Below are 18,780 nucleotides of genomic sequence, written 5' to 3' on the forward strand. Positions count from 1 at the left end.
CCCGGGTGCCGAGCGGGCCGAGGTCCAGGGTGAGCTTGTAGGCCGGCTTGCGCGCGCCCGCCAGGGGCTCGGCCGCGAGGATGCGGCCGACGCGGAGGTCGAGGGCGGCGAAGGCTTCGGGCCCGGTCACGCGGTCAGCGCCGCCGCAGCAGGGCGGATCGGCTTGCGGAGATGTCCAGCCGGCTTACGAGTCCGAGGCCCGCGCCCTCGGCCAGAGCGATGGTGGCCGAGAATCCCGTCTCCGACACGTGCCCGCGGGGCTCGGCCAGCAAGAGGCGGGCGCCCGCCTTCATGGCGGCCGATACTTCCGCGAGGAACCGTGCGGCATCCGGCACCTCGTGCACCATCGCGAACGCAAGCACGAAGTCCACTCGTCCGGCGAGGTCGCCGAGACCCATGCCGCCCTCGCTCGCCAGCCGCGTCTCGATCCGGTCGAGCAGTCCGGCCCGCCGGGCGCGGCGTTCGAGCGCGCTCAGCATCCGGGCTTGAACGTCCACCGCCACGACGTGTCCCGACGGGCCCACCCGGCGCGCCAGCTCGAGCGTGAAATAGCCCATGCCGGGGCCCGGCTCGAGCACGACCATCCCCCCGGTGACGAAGGGGGACAGGATGGTGCGCGGGTTCTGCCGGAGCTTGCGAAGCGGGCTGGCGAGGAAGTAGCCCATCCACCACGGACAGACACGGTGGCCCAGGTGGCTCATGTGGCACCTCAGAACTCCCGAGGAGGGACTCGAACCCCCGACCCGCCGGTTAACAGCCGGCTGCTCTACCAGCTGAGCTACTCGGGACCGCAGACCGCGAATCGTAGACGGGTGGGGCGGCCGCGTCAACCGAACGGCGGCCCGGGTATGGGGGCGCGCGCCCGACCGCGGCGGTGCGGAGACGAGGTCGCCGCGATGGCACCCGCGCCGGCACCTCACGTGTCACGAGCGCGGTCCCCCTGGCCGGACGAACCCGCGAGAAGCGGCGCTCAAAGGTGGTAGCGGACGGCCCCGTAGACAGCCCGTGGCTGCCCCGGGGTGATGAGCCCTCCGGCTTCGAGTTCGCGGTAGGCGAGGTCGAAGACGTTGCGGACGCCCACCTGCAGCGAGGCCGCGCCCCCCAGGCGCACCACGCCGGTGACGCTGAACAGCGTGTAGGAGGGCAGGACGACACCGGGCTCGTCGAACGGGCTGTACGGCCCCATCGCGTTCATCGTCAAGCGCAGCTGCCAACCAGCCGTGGGGGGAGCGATCTCGGCCGTGACGAGGCCGACGTACTTCGATGTGTTGAAGACCCGCAACCCGTTCAGGTCGGCCAGCGAACTCCCGCCGTCCACGCTGTCCACTTCGGTCAACGTGTTGGAGGTGTACCGCGCGTCCTGGAACGTCCAATCGCCGCTCAAGCGCACAGCCTGGGACGCGCGCACCTCGAATTCGACCTCGACGCCCTGCCGCCGGCTGGCTCCGCCGCTCACGGCATTCAGCGTGACCGGATCGAACGTCTGGTCGTTGCTCACGTCGTCGCGGAACAGCGCCACGCTGCCCGAGACCACGCCGGAAGACAGCTTCACGCCGGTCTCGTAGGCCCACATGGTGATGTAGGGCAGGGTCGGATCCTCGATCACGCCGTCGGTCTGCCGGAACCCTTTCGAGATGTTCCCGTAGAGGTCGAGGCCCAGGGGCAACCGATACAGCAGGCCGAACTTCGGGGCGACGATGGACTTGTCGGCGCTCAGCACGGGCTGCGGAATCACCCCCAACCCCGGGCCAAGACTGCTGTCGGGTGTGTCGCTCGTGGACCGGTGATCGAACCGCACGCCGAGCGTCGCCCGGAGGTGGCTGGTGAGGTCCTCGCTCCCCTGGACGAACAGCGAGGCCTGCCCCTGGACCGCCGGGGAGATGATGGCGTTGGCGTCGGTCCGCATGGCGTTGGTCGTATTCCAGTTCTGATAGGTCGAGTGGGCCCAGTCGTACCCCATCCCGACCGTGATCTCGCCGCGGGGCAGCGCCCAGGTGAGGGCGCTGGTCAGCCCGGCCCCCAGACGCCGGTCGTCCTCTTCCGTCTGCCCGCCCGTTCCCTCGAACGTGCCCGGCTCGGCCGGAATCGTGAGCAGCAGCTTCCAGCTTCCCTGGGTCGCATAGGCGGTGGTCCGCCACGCGAGCGACGGGCCGAGAATCATGCGCAGGCTGAGGCGCTCCTGGCCGCGCAGTTTCCAGCCGTGGTCGGTCTGGTTCGTCACGACGTTGTAGGCATGGGCGGTGAACTGGCTGTCGTCCAGGAAGCCGGGCGAGTTCCATTGGGTGGCGTACAGCTCCACCCCGCCGTCGAGGGTCGTCGTCGACCCCAACTGGTGCACGAGCCGGGCGTGTCCCTGAGCGAGATCGTAGCTGCTGTGCGCCCTCCAGCCGTCCTCATGGACGCCCCGCAGTCCGAAGACGCCGTGCGTCGTGTCGTTGCCGAACCCGCTGAGCAGTCCGCCTTCCCCCCGGCCGTACGACGCGGGATCGAGCCAGGCGTCCGTGCCCTGCATCCGCTCGACCGTGCGGATGTTGGCGATCCCCGAGAAGGCGAAGTTGCCGTACACGGCGCTGGTTGGTCCCTTGATCACGTCAACGGACTGGATGGCTTCGGGGAACAAGGTGTTCCAGTCGTCGTAGCCCTCCGCGTGGCCGTTCACGGCTTCGTTGAGGGGCACGCCGTCCACCCACGTCGCGATGTCCGTGGAGTGATCCGAGCTGTAGCCCCGCACCGACGCGTCCGAGGCGAAGCCCGGGCCTTGCCCCTGGTCGTGGACCTCGACGCCCGCCGTCTGCCGGATCAGGTCATAGGGGTCGAACGCCGGCGTTTGCTGGATTTCGGCCTGGGTCACGTGCACCGACGTGGCCGGCTGCTGGGGAACGGTGGGAGCGGCCGTGACGGTCACCGGTACCAGCGTGATGGGAGGCCGCGTCAGGGTGTCGGCGCGGGACCGGGACGTGTCGGGGGCCGGCTGTTGTGCAAGGCACGCGGCCGGCGCGGCGAGCGCCAGGCCGAGGATCATCCATCGCATGGGTGCTCCGCTTGATGGCCGGCGGGATCGCGTCCCGGCGGCCGGTGTCAGTGTCGTGTTACGAGCGAACGGTCAGCTGACGAGCGGAGACGGCGGGCCAATCGGAGGGGGTTGAAGGTGGCGCGTGACCGAGCCAATCGCCGGGGTCGCGTCCGCCGCGACGGCGGCCACCCGATCTGCGGCCGGCGACGGCACGCCCAGGCTCCAGGCTGCGGGCACGGGCACGGTCGCGCAACCGGGGCAGCAGGCGAGACACGGAGCGCAGCACTGCCCGCTGTGGTGCGAGCACGGCGCGGGGGCGCGACCCGTGCCCATGTCCATCGGTTGCGCACTCGAGCCCGGGGCCTGGCCCCGGGCGGCCTGCGCCACCGCGGCCCCTACGCCCCCCCGCATCGTGAGGGGCCGCCCCACGAACGAGATGCCCACCGCGACCGCGATGAGGGCCCAGGCCACGCGGGCGAGCCCGCGTTGTGTGCGCATTGCTGAACGGAATAGTCCCCTATGGGCCAGGAGTCAAGTCCACCGTGCGGCCGGCCGGCGCCCGCGATTCAGGCGCGCAGCGAGAAGAGATCGATCTGCGGCGGCTCGAGCGGGAGGCTGACGGCGTGGAGCACGGCCTCGACCCAGCCCGGACGGTCCGACGGGTCCAGCCGATGGACCGGGACCCGGAACGCCTCGACGAGCGCGTCGATGCCGCGATCGATCTCGAGCTGGAAGTCGCGGCTCACGGCCCGGGTGCCGTCGAACGACGGCGGCTGCAGCACCGGGACCTTGAACAGGGCGGTGTAGGACGGGACCCAGGCGGCGACCAGGGCGTCGTACTCGGGGCGGCGGCCGCAGCGGTGCACGAGGTAGGCGTAGTTGTCGAGGACGGAGCGGTCGCAGATGACGGCGTCGTTCCGCGCGCTGGAGGCCAGCTCCTCGGCGATCTGGGCGTGGAGGATCCAGGCCTGCGCTTCGAGGGTGGTGCCCTCGTTGATGGGCAGCGGGCAGTTGCGCGCGACCTCCTTGACGATGTCCACGCCGAGGTCGAGCCGCTTGAGGCGCGAGGCGAGATCGAAGCACAGCGTGGTCTTGCCGACGCCGTGCGAGCCGATGAAGGCGATCTTCACGCGGTTACTTCCGGAAGATCGAGTAGGCGAGCAGGATCGTGTTGACGATCGCGAGCAGCAGACCGAAGTCCTCGCGGGTGAAGGTGGAGCGCGGCATCACCAGCTGGTCGCCGGAGCGCACGCCCAGCTCGCGCAGGGTGGAGTGCGCGATGGCGGCCGGGTCGAGCGGCACGCGGATGTTGGCGCCGCCGCGGATGAGCTGGAGCTTCTTCTCGTTGGCCTGGCGCGTGGCGCCGCCCGCGAGCGCGAGGAGGTCGAAGACGGTGAGGGTCGGATCCACGCTGTAGAGGCCCGGCTTGTAGACCTCGCCCAGGACCGCCACCCGGAACAGCGGTGTCAAGGTGAAGAACGGCCGCTGGAACAGCTGGCTCAGCTCCATGTTCAGGCGTTCGCGCAGCTGGCTGACGGTGACGTCGCGGACGTTGATCGAGCCGACCAGCGGGAACAGCAGGTTGTAGTTCTCGTCGACCGGGAACTCGCCGGACAGCTCCTCGTGGCCCCACACCTGGATCTTCACCACGTCGCCGGGCCGGATCGCCAGCGGGGACGTGACCGTGTCCACGCCCGGCGCGCGGGCGGGAATGGCGGCGGGCGCCCCAGCGGGCGCCGGCGGCGTGGGAGGCGGGTTCTGGGCGCGAGCGGTGCCGATGGCGACGATGGACAGGAGCGCGAGGGAGAGGCGGAGGCGTCGCATCGGGAGAAGCTAACGTTCGCTCACGCCGCCGGTCAACGCGGGCGCCTCGGCGCCCAGCATCGGCTGGAGGTAGCGGCCGGTGACCGATTCGGGCGACCGCCCGACGTCCTCGGGCGGGCCGGCGACGACCACGCGGCCGCCCTCGGCGCCGGCGCCGGGGCCGAGGTCGATGACCCAGTCGGCGCGCTTGATGACGTCCAGGTGGTGCTCGATCACCAGCACCGTGTTGCCGGCGTCCACCAGCCGGTCCAGCACGCCCAGCAGCACGCGGACGTCGTCGAGGTGCAGGCCGGTGGTGGGCTCGTCGAGGATGTAGAGCTTGCGCCCGCGCCGCCGGCCGGCGGCTGCCAGTTCGCGGGCGATCTTGAGGCGCTGCGCCTCGCCGCCCGAGAGGGTGGTCGCGGGCTGCCCGAGCCGGAGATAGCCCAGCCCCACCTCCGCGAGGTGCCACAGCGCGCGGCCGAGGCGCTCCTGGTGGCGGAAGCGCCGCAGGGCCTCGTCCACCGTGAACTGGAGCACGTCCGCGATCGAGAAGCCCGCGAGCTTCACGTCGAGCACGGCGGGCCTGTACCGGGTGGCGTTGCACGCCTCGCACGGCACGAACACGTCGGCGAGGAAGACCATCTCGACCTGCACGTGGCCGGCCCCCTCGCACACGTCGCACCGCCCGCCGCCCGAGACGTTGAACGAGAAGGTCGCCGGCGTGTAGCGGCGCGCGCGCGCCAGCGGCGCGGCGGCGAACAGCTCGCGGATCTCGTCGAACGCCTTGATGTACGTCACCGGATTGGATCGCGGCGTGCGGCCGATCGGTGACTGGTCCACCAGCACAGCGCCGTCGAGGGCCTCGAGCCCGGTGATGCGGCGCACGCCCCCCACGACTTCGCCGAGGTGCTCCTTGGCGGTGTGGCGGCCCTCGAAGTGCCGCTCCAGCTGCCGGAACAGCACGTCGTTCACGAGGGTGGACTTGCCCGAGCCTGAGACGCCCGTCACCACCGTGAGCGTGCCGACGGGAATCGCGACCGTGAGGTCGCTCAGGTTGTGGGCCGTCGCGCCCTCGACGGTGATCCAGCGCGGCCCGATGCGCCGGCGCACGGACGGCACCGCGATCCGGCGCTCGCCCGACAGGTAGCTGGCGGTCAGGGTGTGCGCCGCCGCCAGCTGCGCGCCGGTGCCCTCGAACACGACCGAGCCGCCGTGCTCGCCCGCGCCGGGCCCCAGCTCGACGAGCCAGTCGGCGGCGCGCATCGCGGCGGGATCGTGCTCGACGGCGAGCACGGTGTTGCCCTGGTCGGCGAGCCGGCGCAGCAGGGCCAGGAGCCGATCGGTGTCGCGGGGGTGGAGCCCGATCGTCGGCTCGTCGAGCACGTACAGCGTCTCGGTCAGCTTGCCGCCCAGCGCGTTGGCGAGCGAGATCCGCTGCGCCTCGCCCCCGGACAGGGTGCGCGTCTGGCGGTCCAGCGTGAGGTAACCGAGCCCGACGTCGTTCAGCACGCGCAGCCGCTGGGCCAGCTCCTCCAGCACCACGCCCGCCACGGCACGGTCGTGACCGCCGAGCGCGAGGGCCGCCAGCCACTCGCCGAGGGCCGCGGCGGTCATCGCGGCGGCGGCGCCGATCGCGTGGCCGCCGACCAGCACCGCCAGCGCCTCGGGCCTGAGGCGGCGTCCGCCGCAGGCGGGGCACTCGCTGGCCATCTGGTACTGCCGCAGGAACACCCGCACGTACTGCTTGTAGCGCTTGCGCTCGAGCCGCCGCAGGAACGGGAAGATCCCCAGGTAGCGTCCCTTCCTCGCGTGCAGCAGCCGCTCGCGGGCGGGCACCGGCAACGCGCTCCACGGCGCGTCGAACGGGATGTCCGCGTCGCGGCAGAACTGCTTCAGCAGGCGGCGGCGCCCGTCGTAGCGCGGCTTGGTCCACGGGTCGATCGCGCCCTCGGCCAGCGTCCGCCCCGGATCCGGGACGATCAGGTGCTCGTCGTACTCGAGCACGGCCCCGAACCCGTTGCAGCCGGGGCAGGCGCCGCGGGGATGGTTGAAGGAGAATAGCGCCGGCGTCAGGATCGGGGCGCCGGTGCCGCAGGCGAGGCAGCGCGGGGTGGCGCTGAAGGTGGCCCGCTCGCCTCCGGCGGGCACCGCGACGGCCGTGCCGTCGCCCTGGGTGAACGCCGTCCCCACCGAGTCCGCCAGCCGTTCCGCGTTGGCCGGCGTGGCGGCGAGGCGGTCCACCACGACCAGGACGCGGGCGGCGCGTCCGAGGTCGAGGTCCGGCGGCAGCTCCTCGAGCCGCAGCAGCCGGGCGTCCCCGGGCGAGCGCGCGGCGGCGTCGCCCCGCCCGGCCGCGCCTTCCACCATCACGCGCACGAAGCCCATGGCCAGCAGGTTCTCGACCAGCTGGGCGTGGGTGGCGCGCACCACGGGCGGGAGGGGGAAGGCGATGGTGAAGTCGCCTCCCAGGGCGAGCAGGCGGTCCACCACCTCCTGCACCGTGTCGGAGCGCACCTCGCCGCCGCAGGCGACGCAGCGCGCCCGGCCCACCCGCGCCCACAGCAGGCGCAGGTAGTCGTAGATCTCGGTGGCGGTGCCCACGGTCGAGCGGCTCGAGGTGGTCGGGTTCTTCTGCTCGATCGCCACGGCCGGCGCGATCCCTTCGATGGCGTCCACGGCGGGCCGCGGCATCCGCTCCAGGAACTGCTTGGCGTAGGTGGACAGCGACTCGATGTAGCGGCGCTGGCCCTCGGCGTAGATGGTGTCGAAGGCGAGGGACGACTTCCCGGACCCCGACGGGCCGGTCAGCACGATGAGGGCGCCGTGGGGCAGCTCGAGGGTGAAGCCCCGGAGGTTGTGCTGGCGGGCGCCGCGGACGACGAGCGATCTCATGGCCCGCGCGAAGGCTACTGGAATGCGCGCAGGATGGCCAGCGGGGCGGGCGGCGCGTAGCTTACGCGCCACATGGCGTCGCTGCTTTCGCCGCGGCTCCTGCGCCGCGGCCTCGAGCTGTTCGCGCTCGCTTCCGTCATCGCGCTCGTCGCGCTGCTCATCTACGGCAACAACTGGCGCGCGTCGCTGGAGGCCGTCGAGCGCCTCCGGGTGGGCTGGGTGCTCGCGGCGCTCGCGCTCGCGTCCTCCGACTGGTGGGGCGGCGGCTTCCGCCTCTGGCTGCTGGCGCGGTTCCTCCACCGCGGCACGCCGCTGGGCGGGATGATCGTGGCGGGCGGCCTCAACACCTGGGGCTGCTACCTCACGCCGTCGCAGACCGCCGGCGGGCCGGTGATGATCTGGGCGATGACCCGCTACGGCGTCCCGCTGCCCGAGGCCACCATCGCGGCCTTCATGAGCTTCGTGGGCACGGTGGTGTTCTTCGCCATCGCGGGGCCGCTGGCCATCGTGCTCGGCGCGGGCCGGTCGCTGCGCCAGCACGGCGTGCCGCTGGTCCACGTCACGCTGTACGACGTATTCAAGGCGAGCGCCTGGGGCTTCGTGGCGGTTGGGGTGCTGCTGCTGTTCGTGATCGTGTTCCCCGGGCGGGCGCGGGCGCTGCTGCACGCGGCGATCGGCTTCCTGGAGCGGCGGGGCAGCGCGCGCATCGCCGGCCGCGTGGCGGGGCTGCGGGAGGGCATCGACCGGATGCAGGCGTGCGTGGTTAAGTTCCTCACGCCCGCCGGCTGGCTGGCGATGCTCGGCGGGGTGGTGACCTCGTCGCTCGCCCACGCCAACAAGCTGATGGCCGCCTGGGTCGTGCTCCGCATGCTCGGCATCCAGGCGAACCTGGTGGACGTGCTGCTGGTGCAGACCACGATCTCGTTCCTGCTCTACTTCGCGCCGACGCCCGGCGGGGCGGGCGCGGCGGAGGCGCTGTCGGCCGCGCTCATGGGGCTCTACGTGCCGCGGGCCCTGGTGGGGGTGTACACGCTGCTGTGGCGGTTCACCGTGAGCTACGCCACGGTGATCGTGGGCTCGTTCGTCTTCTTCAAGATGCTGCACGGCCGGCTGGACGAAGCCGAGTCCTCCGCGGAGGCCGTCGCCGTCTCATGACCGCGCCGTTCCACGAGGAGGAGGCGCTCGGCAAGCCGCTCGACACGGCGCTGATGCGGCGGCTGCTGCGCTACCTGCGGCCGTACGCGTGGATCACGCTGGGCGCCATCGCGATGCTGCTCGGCGGCGCGGTGCTGCAGCTGGCGGGACCGTACCTGACGCAGGTCGCGATCGACCGGGCCATCCCGGCCCGGAACCTCCACCTCATCCTGCTGCTCGGCGTGGCGATGGCCGGCGCGTCGGCGGCGGAGTTCGTCCTCGAGTACGGCCAGACCGTGCTCACGGCGCTGATCGGCCAGCGGGTGATGGTGGACCTGAGGCTCGAGATCTTCGTCAAGCTGCAGCGGCTGCCGATCCCGTTCTACGACCGCAACCCGGTCGGCCGGCTGATGACCCGCGTCACCAGCGACGTCGAGACGCTGAACGACCTGTTCACCGGCGGCGTCGTCGCGCTGTTCGGCGACCTGTTCACGCTGCTGGTGATCATGGTGTGGATGCTGGCCGTGGACGCGAAGCTGGCGCTGGTGTCGTTCGCCGTGATCCCGTTCGTCTTCGCGGCGGCGCGGATCTTCCAGGCCACGGTGCGTCACGCGTACCGGGACATCCGGGTCAAGCTGGCGCGCATCAACGCCTTCCTCCAGGAGCACGTCACCGGGATGCGCGTGGTGCAGCTGTTCGGCCGCGAGGCGCACGCGGCGGCGCGGTTCGAGGCGGTGAACCGCGCGCACCTCGACGCGAACCTCGCGTCCATCGCCGCCTACGCGCTGTTCTTCCCCGCCATCGAGGTGCTGACCTCGGTGGCCCTCGCCAGCATCCTGCTCTACGGGGGCGGCCGCGCCCTCGGCCACACCCTGACGGTGGGCGTGCTGGCGGCGTTCCTGCAGCTGGCGCGCCGGTTCTTCCGGCCGCTCCAGGACCTGTCGGAGAAGTACAACATCGTCCAGGCGGCGATGGCGTCGTCGGAGCGGGTGTTCCGGCTGCTCGACACGGCGGAGACCGTGCGCGACGCCGCGCACCCGGTGGCGCTGCCGCGGCCGGTGCGCGGCACGGTGGCCTTCGAGGGGGTGTGGTTCCGCTACCCCGCCGCCGACGGCCAGGAGCGCGGCGACGACGGCTGGGTGCTGCGCGACGTCTCGTTCGAGGCCCGGCCGGGCGAGACCGTGGCGATCGTGGGGCACACCGGGGCGGGGAAGACCACGATCATCAACCTGCTGCTGCGGTTCTACGACGTGGAGCGGGGCCGCATCACCGTGGACGGCGTGGACATCCGCGAGCTGGCGCAGCGGGAGCTGCGCGGGCTCATCGGCCTGGTGCAGCAGGACGTGTTCCTGTTCACCGGCGACCTGGCGTCGAACATCCGGCTGGGCGCGGACCTGCCCGACCGTGCGGTCGAAGCCGCGGCGCGGCGGGTGGGGGCCCACCGGTTCATCGAGCGGCTGCCGACCCGCTACGCGCACCGGCTGGGGGAGCGCGGGCAGAACGTCTCGGTGGGCGAGCGCCAGCTCCTGGCGTTCGCGCGCGCCCTCGCCGTGGACCCCGCGATCCTGGTCCTGGACGAAGCCACCAGCTCGGTGGACGCGGAGGCCGAGGAGCAGATCCAGGCGGCCATCGCGGAGCTGATGCAGGGCCGCACCAGCCTCGTGATCGCGCACCGGCTGTCCACCGTGCAGAACGCGGACACGATCCTGGTGCTCCACCACGGCGTGGTCCGGGAGCGCGGGAGCCACCGGGAGCTGCTGGCGGCGGGCGGGCTGTACGAGCGGTTGTACCAGCTGCAATTGGGCGCCGGCCTGGCCGACGCCCCCCGGTGATCGGCGTGCTTGCCCCGCCGTTGGGCGGCGGCTACGTTGTTCCGAATCTTCACGATCGGGCGGCGGGAATGGCGTTCATCGAGTACGAGGGGAAGCGGTTTCATCTCCCGGCGGGCGAGGTGCTCCTGGGGGCGGATGCCGCCTGCCATCTCCGTCTCGAGCGCCCGGGCATCGCACCACGCCACGCCGTGCTGGCGACCGGTCCCGCGCCCGACCTGGCGGTCACGATCCGCCGGGCGGACGACGCCGCCGTGGTCGAGGTGAACGGGGTGCGGCTCGGCCCGCTGCCCCAGCCGCTGCTGCACGGCGACAAGATCACCGTCGCGGGCCTGGATCTGCTGTTCGCGGACGAGCGCAAGAGCGGCAGCACCCAATACGTCTCGGCCGTGAACCTGGCGAACCTCACGCCGCCGGCGCCGCCGCCGGGCGGCGCGACGGCGCAGCCGGTGGGGACCACCGGCGGGCGGGTGATCTCGCTTACCGACGGGCGCGAATACCGGGTGGAGACCGCGCTCAAGTTCGGGCGGGAGGCGGGCGCGGACGTGGTGGTGCCGGGCGGGCAGGTGTCGCGCCGCCACGCGGAGATCGTGGCGTCGCCGCGCGGCTACGTGCTCATCGACACCAGCACCAACGGCACGCTCGTCAACGGCGAGAAGGTGGAGAACCAGCGGCTGCTGGCCCGCGCCGACGTGATCAAGATCGCCGACGAGGAGTTCCGCTTCTACGCCGACGCGCCGGCGCCCCGGGCGGCCGCTCCCGCCCCGCCGGCTCCGCCCCGGGCCGCGGCACCCGCGCCCGCCGCACCCGAGCCGCCGGTCCCGCCGCCGGCGTACGCGGCGCACCTGCAGTCCACCGGGTACTTCGAGACCGGCAAGCGGCCGGCGCAGGGCGCCGGAGCGGCGAGCCCGGCAGCGGCGCCGCCGAGCCCCGCCCCGCCGCCGGCCCCGTCCCGCCCCGCGGCGCCCCCGCCCCCGCCGCCGGCGCCCGCCGTTGCGCCGCCGGCCGGGCGGCCACGCGCGTCGGCGCCGGGCGGGCCGCTGGCGAAGTTCCTGGTGCGCTCCGGCGCGCTCAAGGGGCAGCGGCTGTTCGTGAAGGTGCCGATCGTCAACATCGGGCGGGCCGAGTACAACGACATGCAGATTCCCGACGACTCGGTGTCCTCGCAGCACGCGAAGCTGACCCGCCGCGAGGGCGTCTGGGTCCTCACCGACCTCGGGTCCACCAACGGGACGATGGTGGACGGGGAGAGAATCGAGGGTGACATTCCACTCGCGCCGGGGGCGTTCGTGCGCTTCGGCGACGTGCAGCTGATCTTCGAGCCGACCGACGACGACGCGGACATCAACGCACCGAAGGCCACGCGGACGATGTCGGCCGTGCAGCTGCAGGACCTGAAGAAGCCCTCGGGCCCGTCCCGATAATTCTCCACCCCCACGCCGGACACCGCTTGCACATCACCTGCGCTGCGCGGACCGACGTCGGACTGATCCGGTCCGGGAACGAAGACAACTACCTGATGGTCCCCGAGCGGGGGATCTTCATCGTCGCCGACGGGATGGGCGGGCACGCGGCCGGCGAGGTGGCGAGCGAGATGGCGGTGCGCATCGTCGCCCAGGACCTCGGCAGCTTCCGCGGGCTCACGCCCGACGACGCCGCCGCGCGGATGATCCAGGCGATTCGCGACGCCAACGCGGCCATCTACGAGCGGACCCTGAGCGAGCACGACAAGCGGGGCATGGGCACCACGTGCACCACGCTGGTGCTGCACGCCAACCGCTACCTGCTCGGCCAGGTCGGGGACAGCCGCGGCTACCTGATGCGCGACGGCGTGTTCCACCAGCTGACCAAGGACCACTCGTACGTCCAGGAGCAGGTGGACGCCGGCTACCTCACGCCGGAGCAGGCCCGCACCCATCCGTACTCCAACGTCATCACCCGCTGCGTGGGCGCGAGCGGCGACGTGACGCCCGACCTGTTCAGCGGCGTGGTGCGCGCCGGCGACGTGTTCCTGCTCGCGAGCGACGGGCTAACCGGGATGCTGGAGGACGACGTGCTCGCCGCGATCGTCAAGAGCGACGGCACGCCGGAGAAGTGGGTGGACCGGCTGGTCGGCGAGGCGAACCGGCGCGGCGGCCTCGACAACATCACCGTCGTCATCGTGCGGGTGGACACGGTCGACGAGCCGGTGGGCGACGCGGCCGCGGCCGCGGCCCAGCCGGCGCAGTAGCGCCGTCCTGCAGAGTCACCGCCCCAGCCGTCTCACGTCACGCATCGCCACGCCGAACGCGTAGCGCACCCCGGGCTCGCTCGACAGTCCGGTGATGAGCGAGTCGACCGCCGAGAGCGACGAGCGCGGGCGGTAGATGAGCGAGCATGGGGATGATGCTACGGCGCGCGCGTCAGGCGGGCGTCACTGCCCCGGCGGCGCCGGGCGGCAGGCGGGAGGGGTAGTCGTTACGGCGCCAGCGCAGCCCGCAACTCCGACGCGTTGACCGTCGCCGGCCGCGCCACGAACACCCGGAGCCGCCGCGCCGACTCCACCAGGTCTTCCGCCATCCTCGGCAGGTCCATCCGGCCCGGCCACCCGCTGTCGGTCAGCAGCTCGACCGCGCCGTCCGCACGCGCGATGGGAAGGTCGAGGCCGAGCATCGCCGTCTTGTGCGGGAAGTCGATCAGCAGCTCGCCCGGCGCGAGGCCGCACCGTTTCGCGAGCGCGTCCTCCGCCTGGCGCAGCGGCTCGCCGCCCTCCCACAGCCACGACGGCACGTCCCGGCCCAATTCGCCGGGCAGCAGCTCGAGGGCGCGCTTGTAGAGCCGCCGCTCCCGGAGCGCCAGCGCGATGCCGTTCCGGTCGCGCGCCGCCAGCTCGTGGATCAGCGCGTCGTCGGTGGCCACGGCCAGGGCCGCGGGCTGGATGGCCGCGTCCCGGACCGCGGCCCCCACCAGTCGCTTGAACATGGCGTTCGCGCTGCGGGCGGCATGGTGCCAGTAGACGTTGCGGTACATCTGATACTTGGCGAACAGCAGCGACTCGAGGGCCGCGAGGCCCTTCTCCATCAGGCCCACGCGCCGCCGGCCGTCCAGCTCGACGACCACCAGGCAGGCGAGCAGGCGGTCCACGTCGATCTCCCCGTAGGGCACGCCGCACATCAACGCGTCGCGCTTGAGGTAGTCGATCTTGTCGAGATCGATCGAGCCCGACACGAGGCCCGCCAGCGGGTGCGCGCTGGCGCCGGTGATGATCGCGCCGACGGCCGCCGCCGCGTCCGCGCCGCCGGCCGCGGCGAGCGCGGCGGCCAGCGGGCCGCTCCGGATCGACGCCGCGCCCAGCGCCTCGTGCGAAGCGAACCCGGCCTCCTCGAGCGCGTGCGAGAAGGGATAGTGGCCGATGTCGTGCAGCAGGGCGGCGAGGCGGACGAGCAGTGCGTCGCGGTCGTCGGCGGCGCCCAGGCTCCCGCGGTCGCGGAGCGTGGCGAGCGCCCGGCAGGCCAGGTGATAGGTGCCGAGCGCGTGCTCGAAGCGCGAATGCGTGGCGCCGGGATAGACGAGGAACGCGTGGCCCAGCTGCCGCACGTAGCGCAGCCGCTGGAAGGCCGGCGTGTCCACCACGCGGACCGCGGCGGGCTCGAGCCGGATGTTCTGCCACAGCAGGTCGCGGACGACCTGGGCCTTGGGTGCGCGCTGCTCGCCGATCGGGTCCTCCCTCGCCGCCCGGACGCGTCCAAGCCGATGCGCGCGCGGACGTTACACCGGGGAATGTGCACCGCGGCGAGGGGCCGGGCCAGTCTCGCCCGGGGTGCGGAATCGGCGCCGGTTGACACGCGGGCGCCCGTGCGGCGACTCTATGGAGCCTGCGGGCGAAGCGTCGCGGCGGCCTCCCAGGCCGCACTCCGGGCCGCGAGCACGGAATCTGCGGCTACGAAGCACCCGCTTCCGGATTCTCCAGACAACGCCTGCGCTCCGATGCCGGCGCGTTCCGGTCGAAGGAGGACGTGGTGGCCAGTCGGGTGACCTCGTGCACGACGAACCGCAAGCTGCTCGCCTGGGTGGACGCGGCGGAGGCGCTGTGCCGGCCGGCCGACGTCCACTGGTGCGACGGATCCGAGGAGGAGTACCAGGAGCTGTGCGAGGGCCTGGTGCGGTCGGGCACGTTCGTGCGCCTGAATCCCGCCAGGCGCCCGAACTCCTTCCTGGCCCGCTCCCACCCGAGCGACGTGGCCCGGGTCGAGGAGCGGACGTTCATCTGCGCGAAGACGAAGGACGACGCCGGTCCGACCAACAACTGGGAGGACCCGGCGAAGATGCGCGCCACGTTGCGCGGCCTGTTCGCGGGCTGCATGCGCGGCCGCACGATGTACGTCATCCCGTTCTCGATGGGCCCGATCGGGTCCCCCATCGCCCACGTCGGCGTGCAGATCACGGATTCGGCCTACGTCACGGTCCACATGAAGATCATGACGCGCATGGGCCAGAAGGTGCTCGACGCCCTGGGCGACGGCTCTTTCGTCCCCTGCATGCACTCGGTGGGCGCGCCGCTCGCCCCGGGGCAGGCGGACGTGCCGTGGCCGTGCGAGGGCGACATCGCGCGCAAGTACATCGTGCACTTCCCCGACGAGCGCGAGATCTGGTCGTACGGCTCGGGCTACGGCGGCAACGCGCTGCTCGGCAAGAAGTGCCTCGCGCTCCGGATCGCGTCCGTGATGGCGCGCGACGAGGGATGGCTCGCCGAGCACATGCTCATCCTCGGTCTCACCTCGCCGGCCGGCGAGCGCACCTACGTGGCGGGCGCGTTCCCGAGCGCCTGCGGCAAGACCAACCTCGCGATGATCGTGCCGCCGAAGGGGTTCGAGGGCTGGAAGGCGAGCACGGTCGGCGACGACATCGCGTGGATCAAGCCCGCGGCCGACGGCACGCTGCGCGCGATCAACCCGGAGGCGGGGTTCTTCGGCGTCGCGCCCGGCACCAACCGCGAGACCAACCCGAACGCGATGGACACGCTGCGGGAGAACTGCATCTTCACCAACGTGGCGCTGACCGACGACGGCGACGTGTGGTGGGAGGGGATGGGGCCGGCGCCGGCGCACGCGATCGACTGGAAGGGCAGGAACTGGACGCCCGACTCGAAGGAGCCCGCCGCCCATCCCAACTCGCGCTTCACCGCGCCCATCACGCAGTGCCCGTCGTACGATCCCGCGTGGGAAGACCCCGCCGGGGTCCCGATCAGCGCCTTCCTGTTCGGGGGCCGGCTCTCGACCACGTTCCCGCTGGTGTGCGAGGCCTTCGACTGGACGCACGGCGTGTTCCTGGCCGCCACGATGGGCTCGGAGGCGACCGCGGCCGCGCACGGCCTGGCGGGGGTCCGCCGCGACCCGTTCGCGATGTTGCCGTTCGTCGGCTACCACATGGCCGACTACTGGGGCCACTGGCTGGCGATGGGCGAGCGCGCCGGTCTCAAGCTGCCGCGCATCTACCGGGTGAACTGGTTCCGCCGCGACGAGGAGAAGAAGTTCGCCTGGCCCGGCTACGGCCAGAACATGCGGGTGCTGAAGTGGATCGTGGACCGGGTCCACGGCCGGGCCCGCGCCGCCGAGGGCCCGTTCGGGCAGATGCCGCGCTACCGGGACCTCGACTGGAAGGGGCTCGACTTCGACCGCGCCGCCTACGCCAAGATCACCGACGTCCGCAAGGAGGAAGCGCAGCGCGAGGTGGACTCGGTGCGGCGCTGGTTCCCCAAGCTGGGCGACCGGCTCCCGGTGGCGCTCCGCCTGGAGGTCGCGCGGCTGGCCGGGCGCGTCGCCAGCCAGCCGGACACGTGGCGGGCGGAGTGAAGGCGGGCCCGCTCAGTCCCGGGGCGCGCGTCCCTGCGCGTCCACGGCCGCGATGACCGCCATGTTGATGACGTCCTGCGCCTGGATGTCCCGCTGCAGGATGTGCACCGGCTTGTTCATCCCGACCAGGATGGGGCCGATGGCGTCCGCCTTCGCGACCGACTTCAGCAGCTGGTAGCCGATGTTGCCCGCGTTGAGGCCGGGGAAGATCAGCACGTTGGCCGGTCCGGTGAGGCGGCTGAACGGGTAGTTGCCCTTGAGGATCTTCTCCTCCAGCGCCGTCTCGGCCATCATCTCGCCGTCGGCCTCGAGCTCCGGCTCGCTCTCGTGCAGCAGTCGCACCGCCTCCGCCACCTTCTCCGTGGCCGGGAAGCGCGCCCCGCCGAAATTGGAGAACGAGAGGAACGCCACCCGGGGGGTGACGCCGAGGCGCTTGACGAGCCGCGCGGTCTCCGAGGCGATGTGCGCCAGGGTCTGCGCGTCCGGGTCCACGTTCACGGTGGTGTCGGCCACGAAGTACACGTTCTTCTCCGCCACCATCATGAAGATGCCCGCCAGCGCCTTCGCCTGCGGGTCCACGCCGATGGCCTGCAGCGGGGCGTGCAGCTTGTCGGGGTAGAACTGCTCGATCCCGCCCACCATCGCGTCGGCGTCGCCCTCGGCCACCATCATCGACGAGAAGTAGTGCGGGTGCTCCGTCAGCCGGCGCGCCGCGCCGAGCGTCATGCCCTTCCGCTGGCGCTTGGTCCACAGCGCCTGGGCGTAGCTCTCGCGCGCCTTGGCGGTGCGAGGGTCCACGACCGGGATCCCGTCGAGCGCGATCTCCGCGTCCTTGGCCACGCGCGCGATCTGCTCCGGATCGCCGAGCACCACGGGCTTGGCGATCTTCTCGTCCACCAGGGCACGGGCGGCGCGCAGGATCCGCGGGTCCCAGCCCTCGGGGAACACGATGCGCTGGGGCCGGGCGGCGGCGCGGGCCGTGAGGCCGCGCATCAGGGCGCGCGCATAGCCGAGCCGCGCCTCCAGCTCCTCGCGGTACGCCTTGAGGTCGATGGTCTTGCGCGCAACGCCGGTCTTCATCGCGGCCTCGGCCACGGCCGGGGCCTCCCACAGCAGGACCCGCGGGTCGAGCGGCTTGGGAATCAGGTAGTCCACGCCGAAGTGGATGCGGTCCACGCCGTAGGCCGTGCGCACGGCGTCGGGCACGTCCTGCTTGGCGAGGTCGGCCAGCGCGTGCGTCGCCGCCATCTTCATCTCCTCGTTGATCTTCTTCGCGTGCACGTCCAGCGCGCCGCGGAAGATGAACGGGAAGCCGAGCACGTTGTTGACCTGGTTGGGGTAGTCGGACCGGCCGGTCGCGATGATCGCGTCGGGCCGCGCGGCCCGCGCGTCCTCGGGCATGATCTCCGGCGTGGGGTTGGCCAGCGCGAAGATCACGGGCTGCTTCGCCATGCCCTTCAGCATGTCGGGCGTCACCGCGCCCGCCACCGAGAGCCCGACCAGCACGTCCGCGCCGACCAGGGCGTCCTTGAGGTTGCGGGCCTCGGTCTTGTGGGCGAACGCCTGCTTGTACTTGTTGAGGTCGGTGCGGCCCGCGTGCACCACGCCCTTGGTGTCCACGATGGTGATGTGCTCGCGCGTCACGCCCAGCCGGATGTAGTGGTTGGCCGTGGCGATGGCCGACGCGCCCGCGCCGCTGAAGACGACCCTGATGTCCGCGAGCTTCTTGCCGGTCAGCCCCACGGCGTTGACCAGCGCGGCGCCCGAGATGATCGCCGTGCCGTGCTGGTCGTCGTGGAACACCGGGATGTCGAGCGCCTCGATCAGCTGCTCCTCGACCTCGAAGCAGTCGGGCGCCTTGATGTCCTCGAGGTTGATGCCGCCCACCGTGGGCTCGAGCATCTTGCAGAAGGCGATCACCTCCGCGGGGCTGGGCGCGTTGATGTCGAGGTCGAACACGTCGATGTCCGCGAACGCCTTGAACAGGACGCCCTTGCCTTCCATCACGGGCTTGCCCGCCAGCGGGCCGATGTTGCCCAGTCCCAGGACCGCCGTGCCGTTCGACACCACGGCCACCAGGTTGCCGCGCGCGGTGTACTTGTACGCGAGGTCGGGATCCTTCTCGATGTCGAGGCACGGCTCGGCGACGCCCGGCGTGTAGGCGAGGGAAAGATCGAGCTGCGTCTTGCACGGCTTGGTGAGCGCGATCTGGATCTTGCCGGGGCGGCCCTGCGAGTGGTAGTCGAGCGCTTCCTGGCGTCGAACGGCCATGGCG

General features: G+C 72.1%; 12 protein-coding genes and 1 tRNA gene. 5 read left to right on the plus strand and 8 right to left on the minus strand.

All coding sequences use genetic code 11. From position 1 onward, the window contains the following. Nucleotides 1–134 precede the first annotated feature (134 nt). The 6 genes from VMF70_14935 to uvrA all read right to left on the minus strand — a co-directional run bounded on the left by VMF70_14935 (nucleotide 135) and on the right by uvrA (nucleotide 7,711). Nucleotides 135–701, minus strand: coding sequence for a methyltransferase domain-containing protein (locus VMF70_14935; protein HTT69318.1), 567 nt, complete (start codon nucleotides 699–701; stop codon nucleotides 135–137). 14 nt (nucleotides 702–715) lie between these two features. Beyond that, a tRNA-Asn gene (locus VMF70_14940) sits at nucleotides 716–788 on the minus strand. A 182-nt stretch (nucleotides 789–970) separates the two neighbouring features. After that, nucleotides 971–3,031 carry a TonB-dependent receptor gene (locus VMF70_14945; GenBank protein ID HTT69319.1) on the minus strand — a complete coding sequence of 687 codons (2,061 nt, stop codon included), beginning with the start codon at nucleotides 3,029–3,031 and terminating at the stop codon, nucleotides 971–973. 548 nt (nucleotides 3,032–3,579) lie between these two features. Beyond that, nucleotides 3,580–4,143: an ATP-binding protein gene (locus VMF70_14950; GenBank protein ID HTT69320.1), complete on the minus strand. Its 564-nt coding sequence runs from the start codon at nucleotides 4,141–4,143 to the stop codon at nucleotides 3,580–3,582. 4 nt (nucleotides 4,144–4,147) lie between these two features. Continuing rightward, a complete protein-coding gene (locus tag VMF70_14955; GenBank protein ID HTT69321.1) occupies nucleotides 4,148–4,837 on the minus strand; it encodes a polysaccharide biosynthesis/export family protein in 690 nt (229 codons plus the stop codon). A 9-nt stretch (nucleotides 4,838–4,846) separates the two neighbouring features. Beyond that, entirely contained in the window at nucleotides 4,847–7,711 is a 2,865-nt protein-coding gene (uvrA, locus tag VMF70_14960) for an excinuclease ABC subunit UvrA (protein ID HTT69322.1), read from the minus strand. 72 nt (nucleotides 7,712–7,783) lie between these two features. On the opposite strand from uvrA, the gene VMF70_14965 reads away from it, so the two are divergent. The 4 genes from VMF70_14965 to VMF70_14980 all read left to right on the plus strand — a co-directional run bounded on the left by VMF70_14965 (nucleotide 7,784) and on the right by VMF70_14980 (nucleotide 12,904). Then, nucleotides 7,784–8,866, plus strand: a complete 1,083-nt coding sequence (locus VMF70_14965; protein HTT69323.1) for a lysylphosphatidylglycerol synthase transmembrane domain-containing protein — start codon at nucleotides 7,784–7,786, stop codon at nucleotides 8,864–8,866. Continuing rightward, nucleotides 8,863–10,677 (plus strand): ABC transporter ATP-binding protein, encoded by a 1,815-nt coding sequence (locus VMF70_14970; protein ID HTT69324.1) that lies wholly within the window; start codon nucleotides 8,863–8,865, stop codon nucleotides 10,675–10,677. Before VMF70_14965 ends, VMF70_14970 begins: the two co-directional genes overlap by 4 nt. Nucleotides 10,678–10,745: 68 nt before the next feature. Then, on the plus strand, nucleotides 10,746–12,098 hold the full coding sequence (locus VMF70_14975; protein HTT69325.1) for an FHA domain-containing protein: 1,353 nt from the start codon (nucleotides 10,746–10,748) through the stop codon (nucleotides 12,096–12,098). Between the two features lie 26 nt (nucleotides 12,099–12,124). Continuing rightward, nucleotides 12,125–12,904 (plus strand): Stp1/IreP family PP2C-type Ser/Thr phosphatase, encoded by a 780-nt coding sequence (locus tag VMF70_14980; protein ID HTT69326.1) that lies wholly within the window; start codon nucleotides 12,125–12,127, stop codon nucleotides 12,902–12,904. A 227-nt stretch (nucleotides 12,905–13,131) separates the two neighbouring features. On the opposite strand, the gene VMF70_14985 is transcribed toward VMF70_14980, so the two are convergent. Further along, on the minus strand, nucleotides 13,132–14,283 hold the full coding sequence (locus tag VMF70_14985) for an HD domain-containing protein (protein HTT69327.1): 1,152 nt from the start codon (nucleotides 14,281–14,283) through the stop codon (nucleotides 13,132–13,134). Between the two features lie 389 nt (nucleotides 14,284–14,672). Between VMF70_14985 and VMF70_14990 the strand changes: the two genes are divergently transcribed. After that, nucleotides 14,673–16,505, plus strand: coding sequence for a phosphoenolpyruvate carboxykinase (GTP) (locus tag VMF70_14990; protein ID HTT69328.1), 1,833 nt, complete (start codon nucleotides 14,673–14,675; stop codon nucleotides 16,503–16,505). 12 nt (nucleotides 16,506–16,517) lie between these two features. Here the strand turns inward: VMF70_14990 and VMF70_14995 are convergent, their stop codons facing one another. Continuing rightward, entirely contained in the window at nucleotides 16,518–18,776 is a 2,259-nt protein-coding gene (locus VMF70_14995) for an NADP-dependent malic enzyme (GenBank protein HTT69329.1), read from the minus strand. Nucleotides 18,777–18,780: the final 4 nt, after the last annotated feature.

The sequence above is a fragment of the Gemmatimonadales bacterium genome (genome assembly GCA_035502185.1).
Classification (GTDB): domain Bacteria; phylum Gemmatimonadota; class Gemmatimonadetes; order Gemmatimonadales; family JACORV01; genus Fen-1245.